The organism is Shewanella cutis, from assembly GCF_022410515.1.
Classification (GTDB): Bacteria; Pseudomonadota; Gammaproteobacteria; order Enterobacterales; family Shewanellaceae; genus Shewanella; species Shewanella cutis.
In genome coordinates, this window is the sequence record NZ_JACSDI010000015.1 from 26219 (window position 1) to 43178 (window position 16960).

General features: G+C 46.7%; 14 protein-coding genes. 7 read left to right on the top strand and 7 right to left on the bottom strand.

Annotated features, from left to right (window positions below; translation table 11 throughout):
* The first annotated feature begins 16 nt into the window (after positions 1–16).
* Entirely contained in the window at positions 17–508 is a 492-nt protein-coding gene (coaD, locus tag H9J30_RS16395) for a pantetheine-phosphate adenylyltransferase (RefSeq protein WP_240131980.1), read from the top strand.
* Positions 509–585: 77 nt separating this feature from the next.
* Positions 586–2058 (top strand): capsule assembly Wzi family protein, encoded by a 1473-nt coding sequence (locus H9J30_RS16400; protein ID WP_240131981.1) that lies wholly within the window; start codon positions 586–588, stop codon positions 2056–2058.
* 63 nt (positions 2059–2121) lie between these two features.
* On the opposite strand, the gene H9J30_RS16405 is transcribed toward H9J30_RS16400, so the two are convergent.
* Together H9J30_RS16405 and H9J30_RS16410 are read right to left on the bottom strand one after the other, a co-directional pair.
* Positions 2122–3129, bottom strand: coding sequence for an NAD-dependent epimerase (locus H9J30_RS16405; protein WP_240131982.1), 1008 nt, complete (start codon positions 3127–3129; stop codon positions 2122–2124).
* Between the two features lie 24 nt (positions 3130–3153).
* The gene (locus H9J30_RS16410) at positions 3154–4317 is read right to left on the bottom strand and encodes a nucleotide sugar dehydrogenase (protein WP_240132031.1); all 1164 of its coding nucleotides are present in this window, start codon (positions 4315–4317) and stop codon (positions 3154–3156) included.
* Positions 4318–4551: 234 nt separating this feature from the next.
* On the opposite strand from H9J30_RS16410, the gene H9J30_RS16415 reads away from it, so the two are divergent.
* From H9J30_RS16415 to H9J30_RS16425, 3 genes are read left to right on the top strand one after another with little or no spacing between them, the layout of a single operon-like run.
* Positions 4552–5283, top strand: coding sequence for a glycosyltransferase family 2 protein (locus H9J30_RS16415; RefSeq protein WP_240131983.1), 732 nt, complete (start codon positions 4552–4554; stop codon positions 5281–5283).
* 1 nt (position 5284) lies between these two features.
* Positions 5285–5944 carry a TVP38/TMEM64 family protein gene (locus tag H9J30_RS16420; protein ID WP_240131984.1) on the top strand — a complete coding sequence of 220 codons (660 nt, stop codon included), beginning with the start codon at positions 5285–5287 and terminating at the stop codon, positions 5942–5944.
* A 13-nt stretch (positions 5945–5957) separates the two neighbouring features.
* On the top strand, positions 5958–7682 hold the full coding sequence (locus H9J30_RS16425; protein WP_240131985.1) for an ArnT family glycosyltransferase: 1725 nt from the start codon (positions 5958–5960) through the stop codon (positions 7680–7682).
* A 1018-nt stretch (positions 7683–8700) separates the two neighbouring features.
* Here the strand turns inward: H9J30_RS16425 and H9J30_RS16435 are convergent.
* Entirely contained in the window at positions 8701–11835 is a 3135-nt protein-coding gene (locus H9J30_RS16435; RefSeq protein ID WP_240131987.1) for an efflux RND transporter permease subunit, read from the bottom strand.
* Between the two features lie 9 nt (positions 11836–11844).
* A complete protein-coding gene (locus H9J30_RS16440) occupies positions 11845–12993 on the bottom strand; it encodes an efflux RND transporter periplasmic adaptor subunit (protein ID WP_240131988.1) in 1149 nt (382 codons plus the stop codon).
* 764 nt (positions 12994–13757) lie between these two features.
* On the opposite strand from H9J30_RS16440, the gene H9J30_RS16445 reads away from it, so the two are divergent.
* Positions 13758–14504 (top strand): TorF family putative porin, encoded by a 747-nt coding sequence (locus H9J30_RS16445; RefSeq protein WP_240131989.1) that lies wholly within the window; start codon positions 13758–13760, stop codon positions 14502–14504.
* Here H9J30_RS16445 and H9J30_RS16450 read toward each other — a convergent pair.
* Entirely contained in the window at positions 14501–14656 is a 156-nt protein-coding gene (locus H9J30_RS16450; RefSeq protein WP_240131990.1) for a hypothetical protein, read from the bottom strand. The two genes, H9J30_RS16445 and H9J30_RS16450, sit on opposite strands and share 4 nt — an antisense overlap.
* Positions 14657–14827: 171 nt before the next feature.
* Positions 14828–15517, bottom strand: coding sequence for a DNA-3-methyladenine glycosylase I (locus H9J30_RS16455; RefSeq protein ID WP_240131991.1), 690 nt, complete (start codon positions 15515–15517; stop codon positions 14828–14830).
* Between the two features lie 203 nt (positions 15518–15720).
* On the opposite strand from H9J30_RS16455, the gene H9J30_RS16460 reads away from it, so the two are divergent.
* Positions 15721–16368: a glutathione S-transferase family protein gene (locus tag H9J30_RS16460; protein ID WP_240131992.1), complete on the top strand. Its 648-nt coding sequence runs from the start codon at positions 15721–15723 to the stop codon at positions 16366–16368.
* Positions 16369–16380: 12 nt separating this feature from the next.
* On the opposite strand, the gene H9J30_RS16465 is transcribed toward H9J30_RS16460, so the two are convergent.
* A complete protein-coding gene (locus H9J30_RS16465) occupies positions 16381–16911 on the bottom strand; it encodes a thioesterase family protein (RefSeq protein WP_037423843.1) in 531 nt (176 codons plus the stop codon).
* Positions 16912–16960 lie beyond the last annotated feature (49 nt).

Here is a 16960-nt window from a genome sequence, read left to right on the forward strand (position 1 = left end):
GTTTTTTGTAAATTATATGCACACAAGAGCGATTTATCCTGGGACGTTTGATCCTATTACCAATGGTCATGCCGATTTGATTGAGCGTGCGGCTAAGCTGTTTAAACATGTGATTATTGGTATTGCAGCCAATCCTTCCAAGCAACCAAGGTTTACCCTTGAAGAGCGTGTGGAGCTGGTGAATCGTGTCATCGCGCATTTGGATAATGTCGAAGTGGTGGGGTTTTCTGGCCTATTAGTGGATTTTGCTAAGGAGCAGCGGGCAAGCGTGCTGGTGCGTGGTTTGCGTGCGGTTTCCGACTTTGAGTATGAGTTCCAATTGGCCAATATGAATCGCAGATTAAGCCCCGATCTTGAGAGCGTATTTTTAACGCCTGCCGAAGAAAATTCTTTTATTTCTTCAACCTTAGTGAAGGAAGTGGCACTGCACGGTGGTGATGTGAGTCAATTTGTTCACCCTGAGGTAGCAAGCGCATTGGCAGCCAAACTTAAACTCGCTAAGGCCTGATTAGGCTTAACTTTTTTCGTGAAACTATGGGGCATTGCCCTCATTGTGATAATGAAAAGGATTTTATGAAGGATGTTATGAAGGCTTTATTGACCCCCACTCTCCTCGCAGCTAGCGTTGCATCTGGTTTATGGTTTTCATCGACGGTTGCTGCCGCCCCTTGGGTGGATGCCTCAGATATTTATCTTCGAGCCGATATTCAAGCGCTTGCAGATGCTGGCGTGATCCGTGTGCCTGTGAATACCTTTCCATTAATGTGGTCAGGGATTGGTGGCGATTTAGCAAAAGTAGAGCCTGAATTGCTTTCTCCAAGATTAGTGCAAGCCTTTGCTCGGGTTAATTTTTACTATCAAAATGCTGTCGATAATCGCGGTAATGCGAGGGTTAAAGTCTCGGGCGCGACCGATCCGGCTCGTTTTCAGCACTATGGATCCGACTATCGTGAAAAGGGTGAGGTTAAAGGTTCCTACGAATATTTAGGCTCGCGTGTGGCCTATAAAACCACGGTTGCAGAGACTTACGATCCGCAAGATAACAAAAACTTCCGCCTCGATGAGTCTTATTTTGCGGTGATCATGGGCAACTGGATTGCAACTTTGGGTACAGTAGAGCAATGGTGGGGCCCAGGATTTGATTCATCACTCCATCGCTCAAATAATGCCCGTCCCATGCAGTCCCTGTCGCTCAGCCGCAATAATGCCGCTGCCTTTGAAACCCCATGGTTATCTTGGATTGGGCCTTGGACCTTCAAGACCGGTTTTAGCATGGCAGAAAAAGAGCGTGCCGTGCCTAAAACGGCAGAATGGGATATGCGCTTTACTGCCAAACCGATTAAACAATTAGAGGTTGGTCTGTCTTGGTCGACACTCTTTTGCGGTGAAGGGCAGAATTGCGACTTCGATTCCTGGTGGGATTCAGTCGCTGGCAATGCTGTTTGTATTGATGGCTCAGATTCTTGTCTTGCTGAGCAGCGGCGTGACGCAGGCCATAAAACCCAAAGCATCGATTTACGCTATGCCGACACTTGGCAGGATATTCCCGTTGGTTTGTACCTTGAGCATAGCTGTGAAAACGGCAGCGATTGCGGCTCACTTTGGGGGATAGATACTCATTTCGGCACAGCGGGTAAACAATTCAAGCTGTTTATGGAGTATTCAGACACCTTTGTCGAGTGTGATGGCAAGGCAAATTGCTTCTATGAAGATCCTGTCTATTTAAGTGGAGCGCGTTACTACGGCAGAGCTTTAGGCTCGACCTATGATAGTGATGCACAAGTCTTTGTATTGGGCTTGGTGGGACAGTTCCATAACAGTCGTGGATTCACTTCATTATTGCGCTATGCCAAATTGAATAAAGATGGCACCAATGTGGCGACCACTTGGGCCCCGCAGCCGCCGAAGGAAGATTTACTGATGCTGGAGCTTTCATACCGTATGCCCGTTTGGAAGGGCATGTGGAGTGTCGGTGGCACAGTGTCGAGATCAGAATTTGAGGTACAAGATAACGATACCAACGCAACCTTCTTTAGCAGTTTTGAATATCGTTTTTAGATTTTTATTTTTATAAACAAAGGCCTGCTAAAATGCAGGCCTTTTTTATGTCTTACAGGAAAATTATTGCGCGTAAAAATTGCGGTACCACTCCACAAATCTTGCCACGCCAGTATCAATATCAACTTGGGGTTTGTATCCCACGGCCTTAAATAGATCTTCGGTATCTGCCCATGTGGAATGCACATCGCCGGGTTGCATGGGTAAAAATTGCTTTTTCGCCTCGATGCCTAGCGCGCGCTCAAGTGCGGTAATAAAGTCGAGCAATTGCACTGGGCTGCCATTACCTATGTTGAATACGCGATAGGGGGCGCTACTGTTGGCTGGCGTCCCCGTTTCAACACGCCAGTCTGGAGTTGGGCTAGGTGGCTTGTCTTGCACCCTGATGATGCCCTCAACGATATCATCGATATAAGTAAAATCACGGCTAAGATCGCCATGGTTATACACATCAATCGTTTCACCGGCGAGAATCGCTTTAGTGAATTTAAACAAGGCCATATCGGGCCGCCCCCAAGGGCCATACACGGTAAAAAAACGCAGGCCTGTTGTGGGTAACTGGTACAAATACGAGTAAGTGTGCGACATCAATTCGTTAGCTTTTTTGGTCGCCGCGTAAAGGGAAATCGGATGATCGACGCTGTCTTCAGTCGAAAACGGCATCTTTTGATTCAAGCCATAAATTGAGGATGAGGAGGCATACACAAGGTGTTCAATCTTATGGTGGCGACAACCCTCTAATATCGTGAGATGTCCGACTAAATTACTATCGGCGTAGGCAAGGGGGTTCTCTAATGAGTAACGGACCCCTGCTTGTGCAGCAAGGTGGATCACACGTTGAAATCCCTCTTGCGCAAACAGTTTTGCGATGCCTTCTCTATCGGCGAGATCCAGTTTGATAAAACGAAAGTTGCTTAACGCTTCGAGCGGTGCGAGTCGAGCTAATTTGAGCTCTACATCATAGTAGTCATTGAGGTTATCAATCCCGACCACCTCATGGCCCATTGCGCAGAGACGCTTACTGACGTTGGCGCCGATAAACCCTGCCGCGCCTGTGACTAAGTATTTCATGGTAAACCTTGGTGTTGGGGACGCTTAGTCGTGGTGGAACAGATCTCGAGTGTAAACCTTATCGGCAACATCTTCGAGTTCACTGGCCATGCGATTTGTAACGATGACATCGCACATGGCTTTAAATTCATCCAAATTGCGGATAACGGTTGATTTAAAGAATTCGCTTTCCTTAAGAACGGGTTCATAGACCACGACTTCAATCCCTTTAGCTTTAATGCGTTTCATCACGCCTTGCACCGCAGAGGCGCGGAAATTGTCCGACTCTGACTTCATGATCAATCGGTAAATCCCCACCCGCTTAGGCTGCTTACTGATAATGGCATCGGCAATAAAATCTTTACGAGTAGTGTTGGAATCGACAATGGCGCTGATCAGATTGTTAGGCACATCGTTATAGTTTGCGAGTAATTGCTTAGTATCCTTTGGCAGGCAATAACCACCATAACCAAAAGAAGGATTGTTGTAGTAATCACCAATGCGAGGATCGAGACATACACCCTCGATAATCTGACGAGTGTTGAGTCCTCGGCTCTCGGCATAGGTATCCAACTCATTAAAATAGGCGACGCGCATCGCTAAAAAGGTGTTAGCAAATAACTTAATTGCCTCAGCTTCGGTGCTGTCGGTGAGCAAAATTGGGATATCTTGTTTAATAGCAGCATTAGCAAGAAGGGTCGCAAAGGTTTGGGCGCGAGCTGAACGTTCACCCACAATGATACGAGAGGGGTGAAGGTTATCGTAAAGAGCTTGGCCTTCGCGTAAAAACTCAGGTGAGAACAGAATGTTCTCGCTATTTAATCTGGTTCTCAAACTCGCAGTAAAGCCAACGGGTACTGTCGATTTAATAATAATCGTCGTGTCGGGATTCAGGGCGAGGACTTCCTTGGCGACATTTTCGACCGATTGAGTATTAAAGTAGTTGGTTTGCGGATCATAGTCAGTCGGGGTGGCAATAATGACAAAATCGGCGTCTTTGACTGCGTTTTTGTCCATCGTGGCGCGCAGATTTAAGGCACTATTGCGTAGATATTCTTCAATCAGGTTGTCGGCGACTGTTGATTTTCGGTCATTGACTAATTTGACACGTTCAGGCATCAGATCAATAGCCGTCACTTGGTTTTGCTGCGCGAGTAACACCGCATTTGATAGGCCAACATAGCCCATTCCAACCACAACTATGTTCATAGATTTAATAAAGTTTGGCATGTAGTTCTCTAACCTAGCATTTTCTGCGGCGATAAAATATGTCATTTCAATGAAATCCACAGTTCCAAATTAAGCACTCTTTTCTCGCATTTTACGCCTATACAATACTGGACTTGCATTCGGTTTAAGTCATAACACCCTATCAATATAGATTTTTATTTTGCAACAATCCTATGTTACCGTATTTATGGTCATAAACGCTGGAGTATTAATGTGATTTCAGTTGTCATCCCCGCAAAAGACGAGGTGGGCAATATTGGCCCATTAATGAAAGAGATATGCCAAGCCCTGCAAGGTGTGACAGAGTTTGAAATTCTGGTCGTCGATGACGGTAGCCAAGATGACACCTTTGGTGAAGTCATACATACCGCTGAGGTGATGCAGTGCAATGCAAAAGCCATTCGTCACGAGCGCAGTACTGGCCAAAGCACTGCGATATCTACAGGTGTTTTACATGCACGCGCTCAATATATCGTGACGTTAGATGCCGATGGGCAAAATGATCCCGCGGATATTCCCGCCATGTTGGCCCAATTGCCGCAGATCCATGCTGAACATTTTTGTATTGCTGGTTACCGTAAAAATCGCAAGGACACAGCATGGAAGCGATTCCAATCACGCCTTGCCAATAAAGTTCGCGATGCGCTGTTGCATGATGGCGTGCCCGATACCGGCTGTGGCTTAAAACTCTTCCCCCGTGAAACCTTCCTTCGTATGCCTTACTTCGACCATATGCACAGATATATCCCAGCATTAGTGCGCCGAATGGGGGGAGAAGTATTTATTGCTGTGGTAAATCATAGGGATCGCCAAGTTGGGGTGTCTAAATATACCGCTTGGAATCGGGTCTGGGTCGGCATTGTCGACATCATGGGCGTAATCTGGCTTGGGCGCAGGGCGAAAATCGCTAAGGTCGCCCGCAGCGAAACCCGCTGGCACGATTAAGATGAAGCGACTCTATAAGGCGATGTTTATCGTCTTTATTCTGCTGGTGTTAATGTTTGCATCCCAGCAAGGGCTGTTCGAGCATGTGACCGATAGCAATTGGGTGGCGCACTTTATTAAAGCAGAAGGAAACTATGCACTAATGGCTTTGCTGGCAGTGGGCGCGCTATTTACTGCTGTAGGTGGGCCAAGGCAAGTGATCGCCTTTGTGTTTGGTTTTGCTTTAGGTGGTATTTATGGTGGTCTCTTCTCAACGTTGGCGGCTTTGCTTGGCTGTGTGCTGGCGTTTTATACCGCGAGATTAACCATTCGAAGCAGTCTGCAACGACGTTTTGGCCATCGTTTACAAAAATTTGAGGCGCTGATCATTCACCGGACTTGGTTAAAAGTCTTAATGATCCGTCTGTTGCCCGTAGGTAGTAATCTGCTGACAAACCTGTTTGCGGGCGCGACCCATATTTCCCCTGGGGGATTTTTATTTGGCAGCATGCTCGGTTATTTACCGCAGATGCTGATTTTTAGTTTTGCGGGCGCGGGTATCGGCTTGTCTGATCATAATCAACTGGGGATCAGTATCGGGCTGTTTATTGTCTCTAGTCTTATCGGCGCTTACCTGTACCGTTCGAGCCTGCGTAAGCAGGTGGATGAATTGGAACACTAAATAGGGATTAGGAATGGATGCATTAAATCGTCGTTTCAATAGCGAAGATTATTACCAAGTTCTCTGGCCGCTGCTGTTGATGAGTTTGCTTATCTTGCTCGTTGGCATCGGTTTTCGCTCCCCTTGGCCCGCCGATGAGCCGAGGTTTGTGGAGGTCGCACGGGAAATGGTCGCCTCGGGCCAATGGTTATTCCCAACCCGAGGAGGGGAATATTATCCCGATAAGCCGCCTGTGTTTATGTGGGCCATTGCCCTGTTTTATCAACTCACGGGGTCGTTAAAACTCTCCTTCTTACTCCCCAATGCTCTTTGTGGCTTGCTAACCGTTTTCTTAGTTTATGATCTCGGCGCTAGGCTGTGGAATGTGCGGATTGGGCGCAATGCCGCCTTATTGCTCCTTATCGTGCCGCAATTTTTAATGCAGGCGAAAAATGCCCAGATAGATGCCATGGTGACGTGTTGGATAACCGTGGGATGTTACGGATTAATCAGACATTTTATGCTTGGGCCTAAGTGGCATTGGTATTTTATTGGCTGGGCATTTATGGGGCTTGGGGTGATCACTAAGGGGGTTGGTTTCTTGCCCTTGTTGTTGCTCATTCCGATAGGGATTTACGCCTTCAAAGATAAGACCCGTTTTGAGGGGCGCTTAACTTGGCTTTGCCTCGCGGGGCCTTTGGCCATGCTCGCCGTGATTGCCTGTTGGTTAGTGCCAATGGTGCTCACGGTTCAAGCCCATGGCACTCCCGAGATGGTCGCCTATCAAAATAACATTTTGTTTAAGCAGACGGGCGAGCGTTACGTCAATGCTTGGCATCATATTAAACCTTGGTATTTCTTCGTGCTGAGCGTGATCCCTTGGATGTGGTTTCCTATTACTTTGCTGGTAATCGCCTATTGGAAACTGTGGGTGCAAAAGGTGAAAGCCGATCCCACCATTGCGATTCTGCTGATTTGGGTCGGGCTAGTGGTACTGTTTTTCAGCATAAGTCCGGGCAAGCGCAACGTGTATATTCTGCCCGCATTACCTATGCTGGCCCTTGCAGCATCGGCGGTATTAACGGGCGCATCACCCAAGGTATGGTTTGAAAAACTAGTTAGCGGCGTGCTCTGGTTCTTAGGCGCACTCGTGTTCGTCGCAGGAGTGCTGGCATTTATTCATCATCCTGCGTTGGTTAAAGCACTTAAGGACTATACCGACGATCTTACGGCTATTGGTTACCTGTTTATGCTGCTTGGCTTGCTCTGGTGTGCGCTGCTATGGCTGGCGCGCAGTCAGTTTGCCTTGGTGAAGGTAGGGCTAGTTTCAGCCTTGGGCTGGGTATTGGTGAGCACTTGGGGATATTCATTGCTCGATGAAATGCGTACACCCAAAAGCCTAATGCTGCACACCGCGGAGGTGATTGGTGAGGATGCCGAACTTGGGTTAGTGAACTTTAAAGAGCAATTTATCCTGTTCTCCCCCATGAGTGTGACCCACTTTAGTTATCTCGCGCCAGTAGAAGAGCAAGAGCGCAACGCCTGGCAATGGATGCAGGAGAACAAACAGCGTTATGTGTTAGTACCGAGCGGCGCAGAGCTAAGTTGTTTCGATATCAAAGGCGGCAACAGCATGGGGATTGCCCACCGTGACGAATGGATTTTGTTATCCGCTGCAGAACTTAAGCCACAGTGCCAAGCGCCAAAGCGTGAGTACCGTTACTTTACCGACCACCCTGGGCGTTGGTTAAAAGAATAAAAAGCAAATGCCCGCTATCGCGAGTAGCCTTGTTATTTTAATAACTTAACAGGGTGATTGAGCACAGCTCCGAGATAGCGGTATTTTAGCTGTACTAGCTCCATACACTTCAGACGGAGCGCGCCAGCTCCCAGCTAGTCCATATAGGATTAAAAACACTGCATTGATGCAGGATTTTAAGTCAATATAACACGGGCGTGGGAGCCTGTGTGGCTCCCAAAGGGCGGCTGATGTTTACTGCATGGCAACGCGCTTTATACTGCGTTCAAGGCTTTTGACAGAGCACCACGATACCTTCATCAAGCCTTCACCTTGTATAAAGCGCATTAAACTTCCGCTAAATGAACAGATATTTAGGGCGTGTGACGTTTCAGGGTTATTTTTGCAGCAGTTTGGCTGGCTTTTATGCAAGGCAAAGTCCGTGCTGTGTAGTTATTCTACATAAACGGACGATAACGCGGCAGAAAAGCCAGCCAAATGCTGCCCAAAGGAGTCGCCTGGCAAGCCCTTGCGCTTACTTTCTGTCATAAGAGTCGCTCGTCATTTGAGTAAACTACACATCATTCCTCGTTTCGCGAGCACGTGCTTGCCAGAACGAACAAAATCTAATCTCGAGACGTCAACACGCCCTAATACGATTGGTATTATTCCCACTATCTGACATTGTCTTAACACACTGGTTAGCAAACCTAGTGCAAGTCTTCAATGAGGCCTCCCCGACGACGCAGGCTGTGATGATTACCACTCCTTTGGGGAAAGTATAAGAATTAACCGCAGGCTAAGTTGACCCAAGGCAAGATGCTAGCTACAGAGTCTCACTATGGAAATATCGGCCACAAAGGTATTAATAAGGTTCGCCCTTAAAACTCAACGATAACAAGCACTACCTTGGTTTGCTCAGACATAAAAAATCAGCCGCAACATAGGTTGCGGCTGATGAGGCTACTGCAAGATGGGTCAAATAAACTAAACAATCGGTATTAAGCCAATACAGGATGTTGATCTAATCAACCCGAGCTTAATCCGTCGATGTAGGCATTTTCTCTTTTGCTTTTCGCTCTCGTTTACTGAAGATCCGCTCAACAATGACGAAGAACAGTGGCACGAAGAAGATACCTAAGAAAGTCGAACTCATCATACCGCCGAGTACACCGGTACCAATGGCGTTCTGACTGCCCGACCCCACACCTGTACTAATGGCTAGCGGTACAACGCCTAAACCGAATGCAAGCGATGTCATTAAAATCGGACGTAAACGCACTCGAACCGCATGTAACGTCGCCTCAACCAGACCCGCCCCCTTATCGTAGAATTCTTTTGCGAATTCCACAATCAAGATGGCGTTCTTGGTTGCCAAACCAACCGTTGTTAACAGACCCACTTGGAAGAACACATCGTTAGGCAAGCCACGGCCATTCATCGCCAATAGGGCACCGATAATACCCAATGGAACGACAAGGATAACCGCAAACGGTACTGACCAGCTTTCATACAAGGCTGCCAAGACCAGGAATACCACCAAAATCGACAACGCATACAAGGCTGGTGCTTGGTTACCCGATAAACGTTCCTCGTAGGATAAGCCGTTCCACTCGATACCAAAGCCAGGAGGTAACTGCTTAACTAAGTCCTCCATGATAGTCATAGCAGCACCCGTACTAAAGCCAGGTGCAGTTGCGCCTTGAATATTCACCGCTGGTAAACCGTTAAAACGCTCTAGACGCGGTGAGCCGTATTCCCAAGAACCTGTTGCAAAGGCCGAAAATGGCACCATGTCACCCTTGTTGTTACGCACGTACCAAGTGTTAAGGTCTTCAGGCTGCATACGGTATTGGGCATCACCTTGCACAAATACCTTTTTCACACGCCCGCGGTCGATAAAGTCGTTAACATAGGAACCACCCCAAGCAGTTGCCAACACACTGTTAACGTTAGCAATATCGATGCCTAATGCACTCAGCTTGGCATGGTCAATATGTAATTGATAGATTGGCGCATCTTCTTGACCATTAGGGCGAACACCCATTAGGTTTGGATTCTGAGCCGCCATACCCAGCAATTGGTTACGAGCCGCAATTAACTTATCGTGGCCTTGACCGTTCTTATCTTGCAGATACATGTCAAAACCATTCGCCGTACCCAGCTCAATAACCGCAGGTGGTACGAAGGCAAATACGAAGGCGTCTTTAATTTGACTAAAGGCTCCCATAGCGCGACCCGCAATAGACTGCACATCCATACCAGGTGCTTCACGCTCTGACCAATCCTTCAAACCAACGAAGGCAATACCCATGTTTTGGCCTTGACCAGCAAAACTAAAGCCTGCCACACTGAATACCGATTTAACGCCCTCTTCAGCCATGAAGTGATCTGATACCTTCTCCAACACTTTGAGGGTGCTTTCTTGTGTCGAGTTTGTTGGCAAAATCGCCTGCGAAAACAAGATACCTTGGTCTTCATCGGGTAAGAATGCAGTTGGCATACGCATGAAGATCCAACCAACAGCGACCACTAAAGCCACATAAATCATCATGACTCTAAAGCCACGCTTCACAATACCCGCCACACTGGATTCGTAACGGTTAGTTAAACGATCAAAGTTACGGTTAAACCAACCGAAGAAGCCGGTTTCAATATGGCCATGCCCCTTCTGCACTGGCTTTAACATGGTGGCACAAAGTGCCGGTGTTAAAATCAATGCCACTAATACCGACAATGCCATCGCTGACACGATAGTGATCGAGAACTGACGGTAAATCACCCCAGTAGAGCCCGACATAAATGCCATTGGCACGAATACCGCTGATAACGTTAAACCAATACCGACTAGGGCACCCGTGATTTGATCCATCGATTTGCGGGTCGCCTCAAGTGGGCTCAATCCTTCTTCCGACATCACCCGCTCAACGTTTTCAACCACCACAATAGCGTCGTCCACCAACAGACCAATCGCCAGCACCATAGCAAACATGGTGAGAGTGTTGATAGAGAAGCCCGTGGCCGACAAAATCGCAAACGTTCCCAGCAAGACCACAGGTACCGCAATCGTCGGAATTAAAGTCGCACGGAAGTTTTGCAGGAAGAGGTACATGATGACAAACACCAGCACAATCGCTTCGAGCAGGGTGTGTACCACGCCTTCAATCGATTTATCAACGAATGGCGTAGTATCGTAGGGATAGACCACATCTAACCCTTGCGGGAAGAAAGGTCGCAACTCTTCAACTTTGGCTCTAACCGCTTCCGCGGTATCCAAGGCGTTTGCGCCTGTTGCCAGTTTAATCGCTAAACCAGAGGCTGGTTGGCCATTGTATAGTGAGACAACGGCGTAACTCTCAGAACCTAACTCTACACGTGCCACATCACCGAGGAACACATTCGCACCCGAAGTATCTGACTTCAGTATAATTTTGCGAAATTCTTCAGGGGTTTGCAGACGGCTTTGCGCCGAAACAGTCGCGTTAAGTTCTTGTCCTTGAATTGACGGCGTGCCGCCCAACTGACCCGCCGACACCTGCGCGTTTTGAGCACGAATCGCCGAGAGCACCTCTAAACTGGTCAAGTTATATTGGGTCAGTTTTAAAGGATCTAGCCATATGCGCATCGCATATTGGGCACCAAACAGCTGAATTTCACCCACGCCTGGTACACGGCTCATGGGATCTTGTACGTTTGCACCCACGTAGTCGGCGATGTCGCCTTTATCCAAGGAACCGTCAGTCGATACGAAAGCTAGCACCATCAAGAAGCCAGAACTGGATTTGTTAACGTTAACCCCTTGAGCCTGTACCTCTTGTGGTAAAAGCGTCATCGCCCCTTGCAACTTGTTCTGAACCTGTACCTGAGCAATATCAGGATCAGCCTCAGCGTTAAAGGTTAAGGTAATCGATGCGTTACCAAAGCTATCGCTGGTTGAGGCGATATAACGTAGGTGATCGATACCCTTCATGCGTTGCTCAATCACCTGAGTCACAGAGTCTTCAACAATCTTGGCCGATGCACCTGGGTAGTTAGCACTGATCACCACTGTTGGAGGTGCAATACTTGGATATTGAGAAACGGGCAGGGAGCGAATTGAGAGCACCCCCGCCAACATAATAATTAAGGCGATCACCCACGCAAAGATGGGACGATCAATAAAAAAACGTGCCATAGCTATGCCCTATTGTGCTTGGGTTGCTGAAATAACTTTGGGAGTGACTGGCGCACCTGGGCGGATTTTTTGCAATCCTTCCACAATAACCTGATCACCGACGGCAAGACCTGATGTCACACGCCACTGATGATTAATCACCTCAGCAGTAGTCACAATTTTGGCTTCGACTTGACCTTGCGTATTGACCACCATAGCCACAGCCTCTCCCTTAGCGTTACGGGTAATCGCTTTTTGTGGTACGAGAATGGCCTGTGGATCTGTACCCGCATTCAACATAGCGCGAACATACATGCCGGGTAACAAAATCCCGTCAGGGTTGGGGAATTCAGCACGCAGAATGACTGAACCAGTATTTTGATCCACACTCACTTCAGCAAATTGCAGCTTACCGGTATGGCCGTAGACAGTGCCATCTTCCAGAACGAGCTGCACATCAGCATTATCAGCCGCTAACAATTTACCCTGCTTTAATTTCGCTTTTAGGCGCAGTAATTGCGCACTTGATTGCGCAATATCTACATTGATAGGGTCAAGTTGCTGAATCGTCGCCAAGGTTTGACTTTGGTTTGCCGTCACCAGCGCCCCTGCTGTCACACTAGACTTACCGATACGGCCTGAAATAGGGGCCAAGACTTCGGTGTATTCAAGATTGATTTTTGCCGTATTGATCGCCGCTTCTGCAACCGTGACGCTCGCCAACGCTTCTTTATAAGCGGCTTCAGCTTCATCAAAATCTTGTTTACTGATGGCGTTAGTTTTCACCAATTGCTGATAGCGAGCGGCCTTTGCCTTAGCCGAAGCTAGACTTGCGTTTGCGCGTGCTAGGTCAGCGTTTGCGCTCACCAATGCGGCTTTATAGGTAGAAGAATCAATTTGATAGAGAGATTCACCCTGCTTAACATTGCCACCCTCAACAAAGCTGCGTTTAGTGATAATGCCATTTACCTGAGGACGAACTTCGGCCTCAAGGAATGCCTTGCTACGGCCTGGTAATTCGACTTGGATAACCTGTGGCTTAGCTTCCACTTTGATTACCCCAACCTCCATGCTCTGCGGCCCTGCACCGCCATGAGCGGCTTTATCCTCTTGAGGGCTACAAGCTGCCATCCACAACGCCACGCTGATTACTGAGGCAAGTTTAATTGTCTGCCGCATGAGAACTCCTTTAAATTTTAACGCCACCGTGTTCACACAACATGGGTGATTGCACGGCCATAATTATAACTAAAATTAAAGCTATTACTTATCGTATACCCTATAAGGATCAACAAGAAAGATAAACAAACAAAAGTGTAAACTAATGAAAATATTCACACCTTTATCAATACCTTATTAGTGGAATTGTTATCCTATTTAAAAACTATGTTAACAGTAGATAAGATTGTTAGCGTTATACAATACAAACCCCTTATTCAGCCTACTCTATATCTAAAATGTTGCAAACATGTTTGATGACACAAATGTTTATCATCTCATCATGAGTAAACGTTCAATTGATAAAGCTAGAGCGTATTGGCATAGGTACTTATCTATATGATTTGCAGCATATGTAATCCTCACCCTGTAGGGTAAACCATGGTGATTGGCCACATTTTGCCATCCGAATCCATATAATTTTTATGTAAACCCTTGTTACACAAACAAGTCTAGTAAATGGATAGATATTCAAGCACTTGGACGCGACATTTTATGACCAAGTGTTGTTTAGGGCAAATCGGATATTACATTTTGCACTTCGTTTAATGAAACTCTGCTTCCCAAAAAACGCATTTTTAAAATTACGCTTCCTTGATTCGATTATTTCTCTGCTTATTCATATTCATTCATATCTTTTCGTTATTGGTTCATCCCAAGCAACACGGCCATTAACAACTTATTTTTACGATAAACATGCGCTAACCATTCCAAACTCCTTTGAGATGATGATTATGAAGACTCGTACTAAATTTCTGCTAACAGGGGCGTTACTTTCTTTGGCTGCCAGCTCCCACGCTGCTGAAGATAATCAACTCTTTGGTGGCACAATTAACGGTAATGTTAATTTTGCTTCTGATTATGTGTTTCGTGGTGAATCCGAAACCTTAGACGGTGATATTCCCGTTATTCAAGGCACGTTAAGCTGGAACCACAATCAAGGCTGGTATGCGGGAGTCTTTAGCTCCAACATCAAGTTTGCCGACCCAAATTTAGAAATTGTGACCGCACCTTTTATTGGTAAAGCGGGAGAGTTTGGCGACTCAGGCTTTACCTATGATGTCATGCTGTTTTCGTACCTTTATCCCGGTGCATCCTATTCCAACTACACCGAATTATGGCTAAAAGTGGGTAAACAATTCGGCCGCGCCAATCTGCAACTTGAAATCACACCAACGGTGGATGACTGGTTTGGTGTTGATGGCTGGCACGGGGTGAACTACGCCCTACACCCAAGCTATAGCTTTGACAACGGTGTTAAAATCTCAGCATCTGTGGGTTATCAAGACCTAACGGGTGATGACGCCGAAGGTTGGGGCCACTGGAACATCGGCCTCAGCAAAGCTTACTATGGCCTAAACTTCGACCTACGTTACCACGCCAGCACCGTAGACAGTGACCATAAAGTCTATGGCACCCAAACTGAAATCTTCGATGATCGAGTCGTCATTGGGATCAGTAAAAGTTTTTAATCTTTTTTTGCTTGCACGTTCATCCCGCTGCTTCCCTGCAGCACTCCAATTGCTTGATTTATCGAGCCTTGACCAGCCATATTGGCTGGTCTTTTTTTATCTAAATAACCTGAACTCGGGGTAACGAGTACCGGAAGATCTAAAGTTAACAAACTAACTCAATGCTATAAATGATTATTGTTAAAAGGAAAAATATATTTTTTGACTGAATGCGCATATCAAGGCGCTCTGTCGTACGCCATAGCGAGCTATGGTGAGACAGAGCAACGCAGAGAGGCTCGAAAAGATGCCTATTCAGCGGCTCTGCTTATCCCGAGCTCAGGTTAAATACGATTATCACCAACACTGCAGGCTAACACGCGGCTAATATCGGCAAGACAACGACCTGATTCCTGCTGCCATTGATTGAACACAGCTTGCACCTGTTTTAACGCCGTTTGTGAGCTAAAACCTGCATCAACTAACTTGTGTGCTTTAAAATAACCTTGCACATCATCGGTTAACAAAAAAGTATCCTTGCCAATTCCCCTCAAGAAATATGGCCCAGTATTGCCGCCGAGGCGAGCGCCGCGCTTTTTCAATAACGCCCAGAGTCCGACTATATCTTCGGTAGGCCACTCGGCAATCAGCTTAGCCAAGCTGCCATGTTCGCGGGCAATATCGTGGATCATCAGCGCATTGTCATAAATCGCTTGGGTCTTCTTTAAATGGCGAATTAAGGTCGCATCCGCCGCTCGAGCTTGGATCTGCTCAGGCGATAACATCAATACCTTTTCGGGTACAAAATGAAAGAAAGACTGCTCATAGGCTGGCCATTTATTATCAACCACACGCCAGACAAAACCGCTCTGAAACACCTGTCGGCTCATCGCGGAGAGCAGCGTAGCATCATCGTACTGGCGAATGTCTGTGCGCGTTAGGCAGCCAGGAAGCAAAGCTTCGAGCCCCTTTTTACCACCTTTACGCTCACTCGCTCTGGCATAGATGGATGAGAAACTTTCTAACTGACTCATGCTGTTACCTTTGATTGTCGACGGTTCACTGGTTTTCTAAGCGTTAATAGTACTGAATTTTAGCCCGCAGGGACATTCCGCATGGCAAACCACTTTTACGCCATTTCCGTTACTTTCAAAGAAAATTCCCACAGCAATCGTATTGATAACGACTAAAGTTAAGGCGTAGAGTCAAAAAATTAGCGGTTGCGGGGTCGACGTCTATGGAGCTTTTCTATCATCCATTATCACGATATTCACAGAAGGTGCTGATCGCTCTCTATGAGAAACAAGCTAACTTCTATCCGCGGATTACCGATCTGCGCGACCCATTTGCTCGCCAAGCATTCCAACAATTTTATCCACCCGCAAAGTTGCCACTGCTTAAGACCCAAGACAGTCAACTGATCCCCGAATCCAGCATTATTATCGAATATTTAGATAGGCATTTTAGAAACAGCACAGAGCTGCTACCCACTGAGCCAGAACGCAACCTAGTAGTACGCTTATTTGATCGCATTATTGATAACGATATCAATAACCCACTATTTCAATTAGAAAAACTAAAGTATGCCCCTGAAGGACGTGAGTTCGAAATTAAGCAGCTTGAAAAGCAGATGTTTGCCCAATTCCAACGTTTAGATAACCATCTTAGGCAGAATCATTGGGTTTGTGGTGACAGCTTTACCTTAGCAGACTGTGCACTTATCCCCTGTTTAAGCTACAGCTTTGCCCACTTAAATCTATTGGATTTAGATGAATTAGTGCGTTATTGGCAACAGGCGCAGCTTCGCGGCGCCTGGATGCTCGTACTTGAAGAGGTGTTACTGGCCGAACTGGAAGAAGACACTGGGATTAGGAGTATTCCCTAGCACCAACAAGCACTAAAGATTGCGTTCTTTTTTCAACTGTAAAAACGCTTTCCATTTAACCACTTCTGGCGGTAACTCTGGAGCCGGATCGGTATAGCCAGCTTCTTTAACTAATACCTCTAAAGGCACTTGCTTACCTTTACACACAAACACACCACGCACATGCACGATACAATGCAGGCCGCGCTCACTGATAAAGCGTTGTTCAATATAGAAATATTTTTCATCCCAGCCCACGACCTTGGTTTCAATCTCAAACTTTTTTAAGGGCTTGATATCGCGGATATAGGTAAATTCGGCGGCGTTAACAATTGGCATCCATTTTAATTTGAGGAAACGCTTCAGCAACCCCATTTCGGCCAACATATAGGTGCGGGCCAGATCCATAAACGCTGGGTAACGGGAGTTAGTGAGATGGAAATTGATATCGCAATCACTGGGCAACGCGCGATAAGTAATGCGGCTCGTCCCCAAAAAATCAATCTTACGGCAATGGCGCGTGCGCCAAAATAACAACCAAAACAAACGGAAATACAGATTCATATGCAGTCGCCCTAAAAAGAAGAGCCACAGGCTAACAGAGGTCATACCA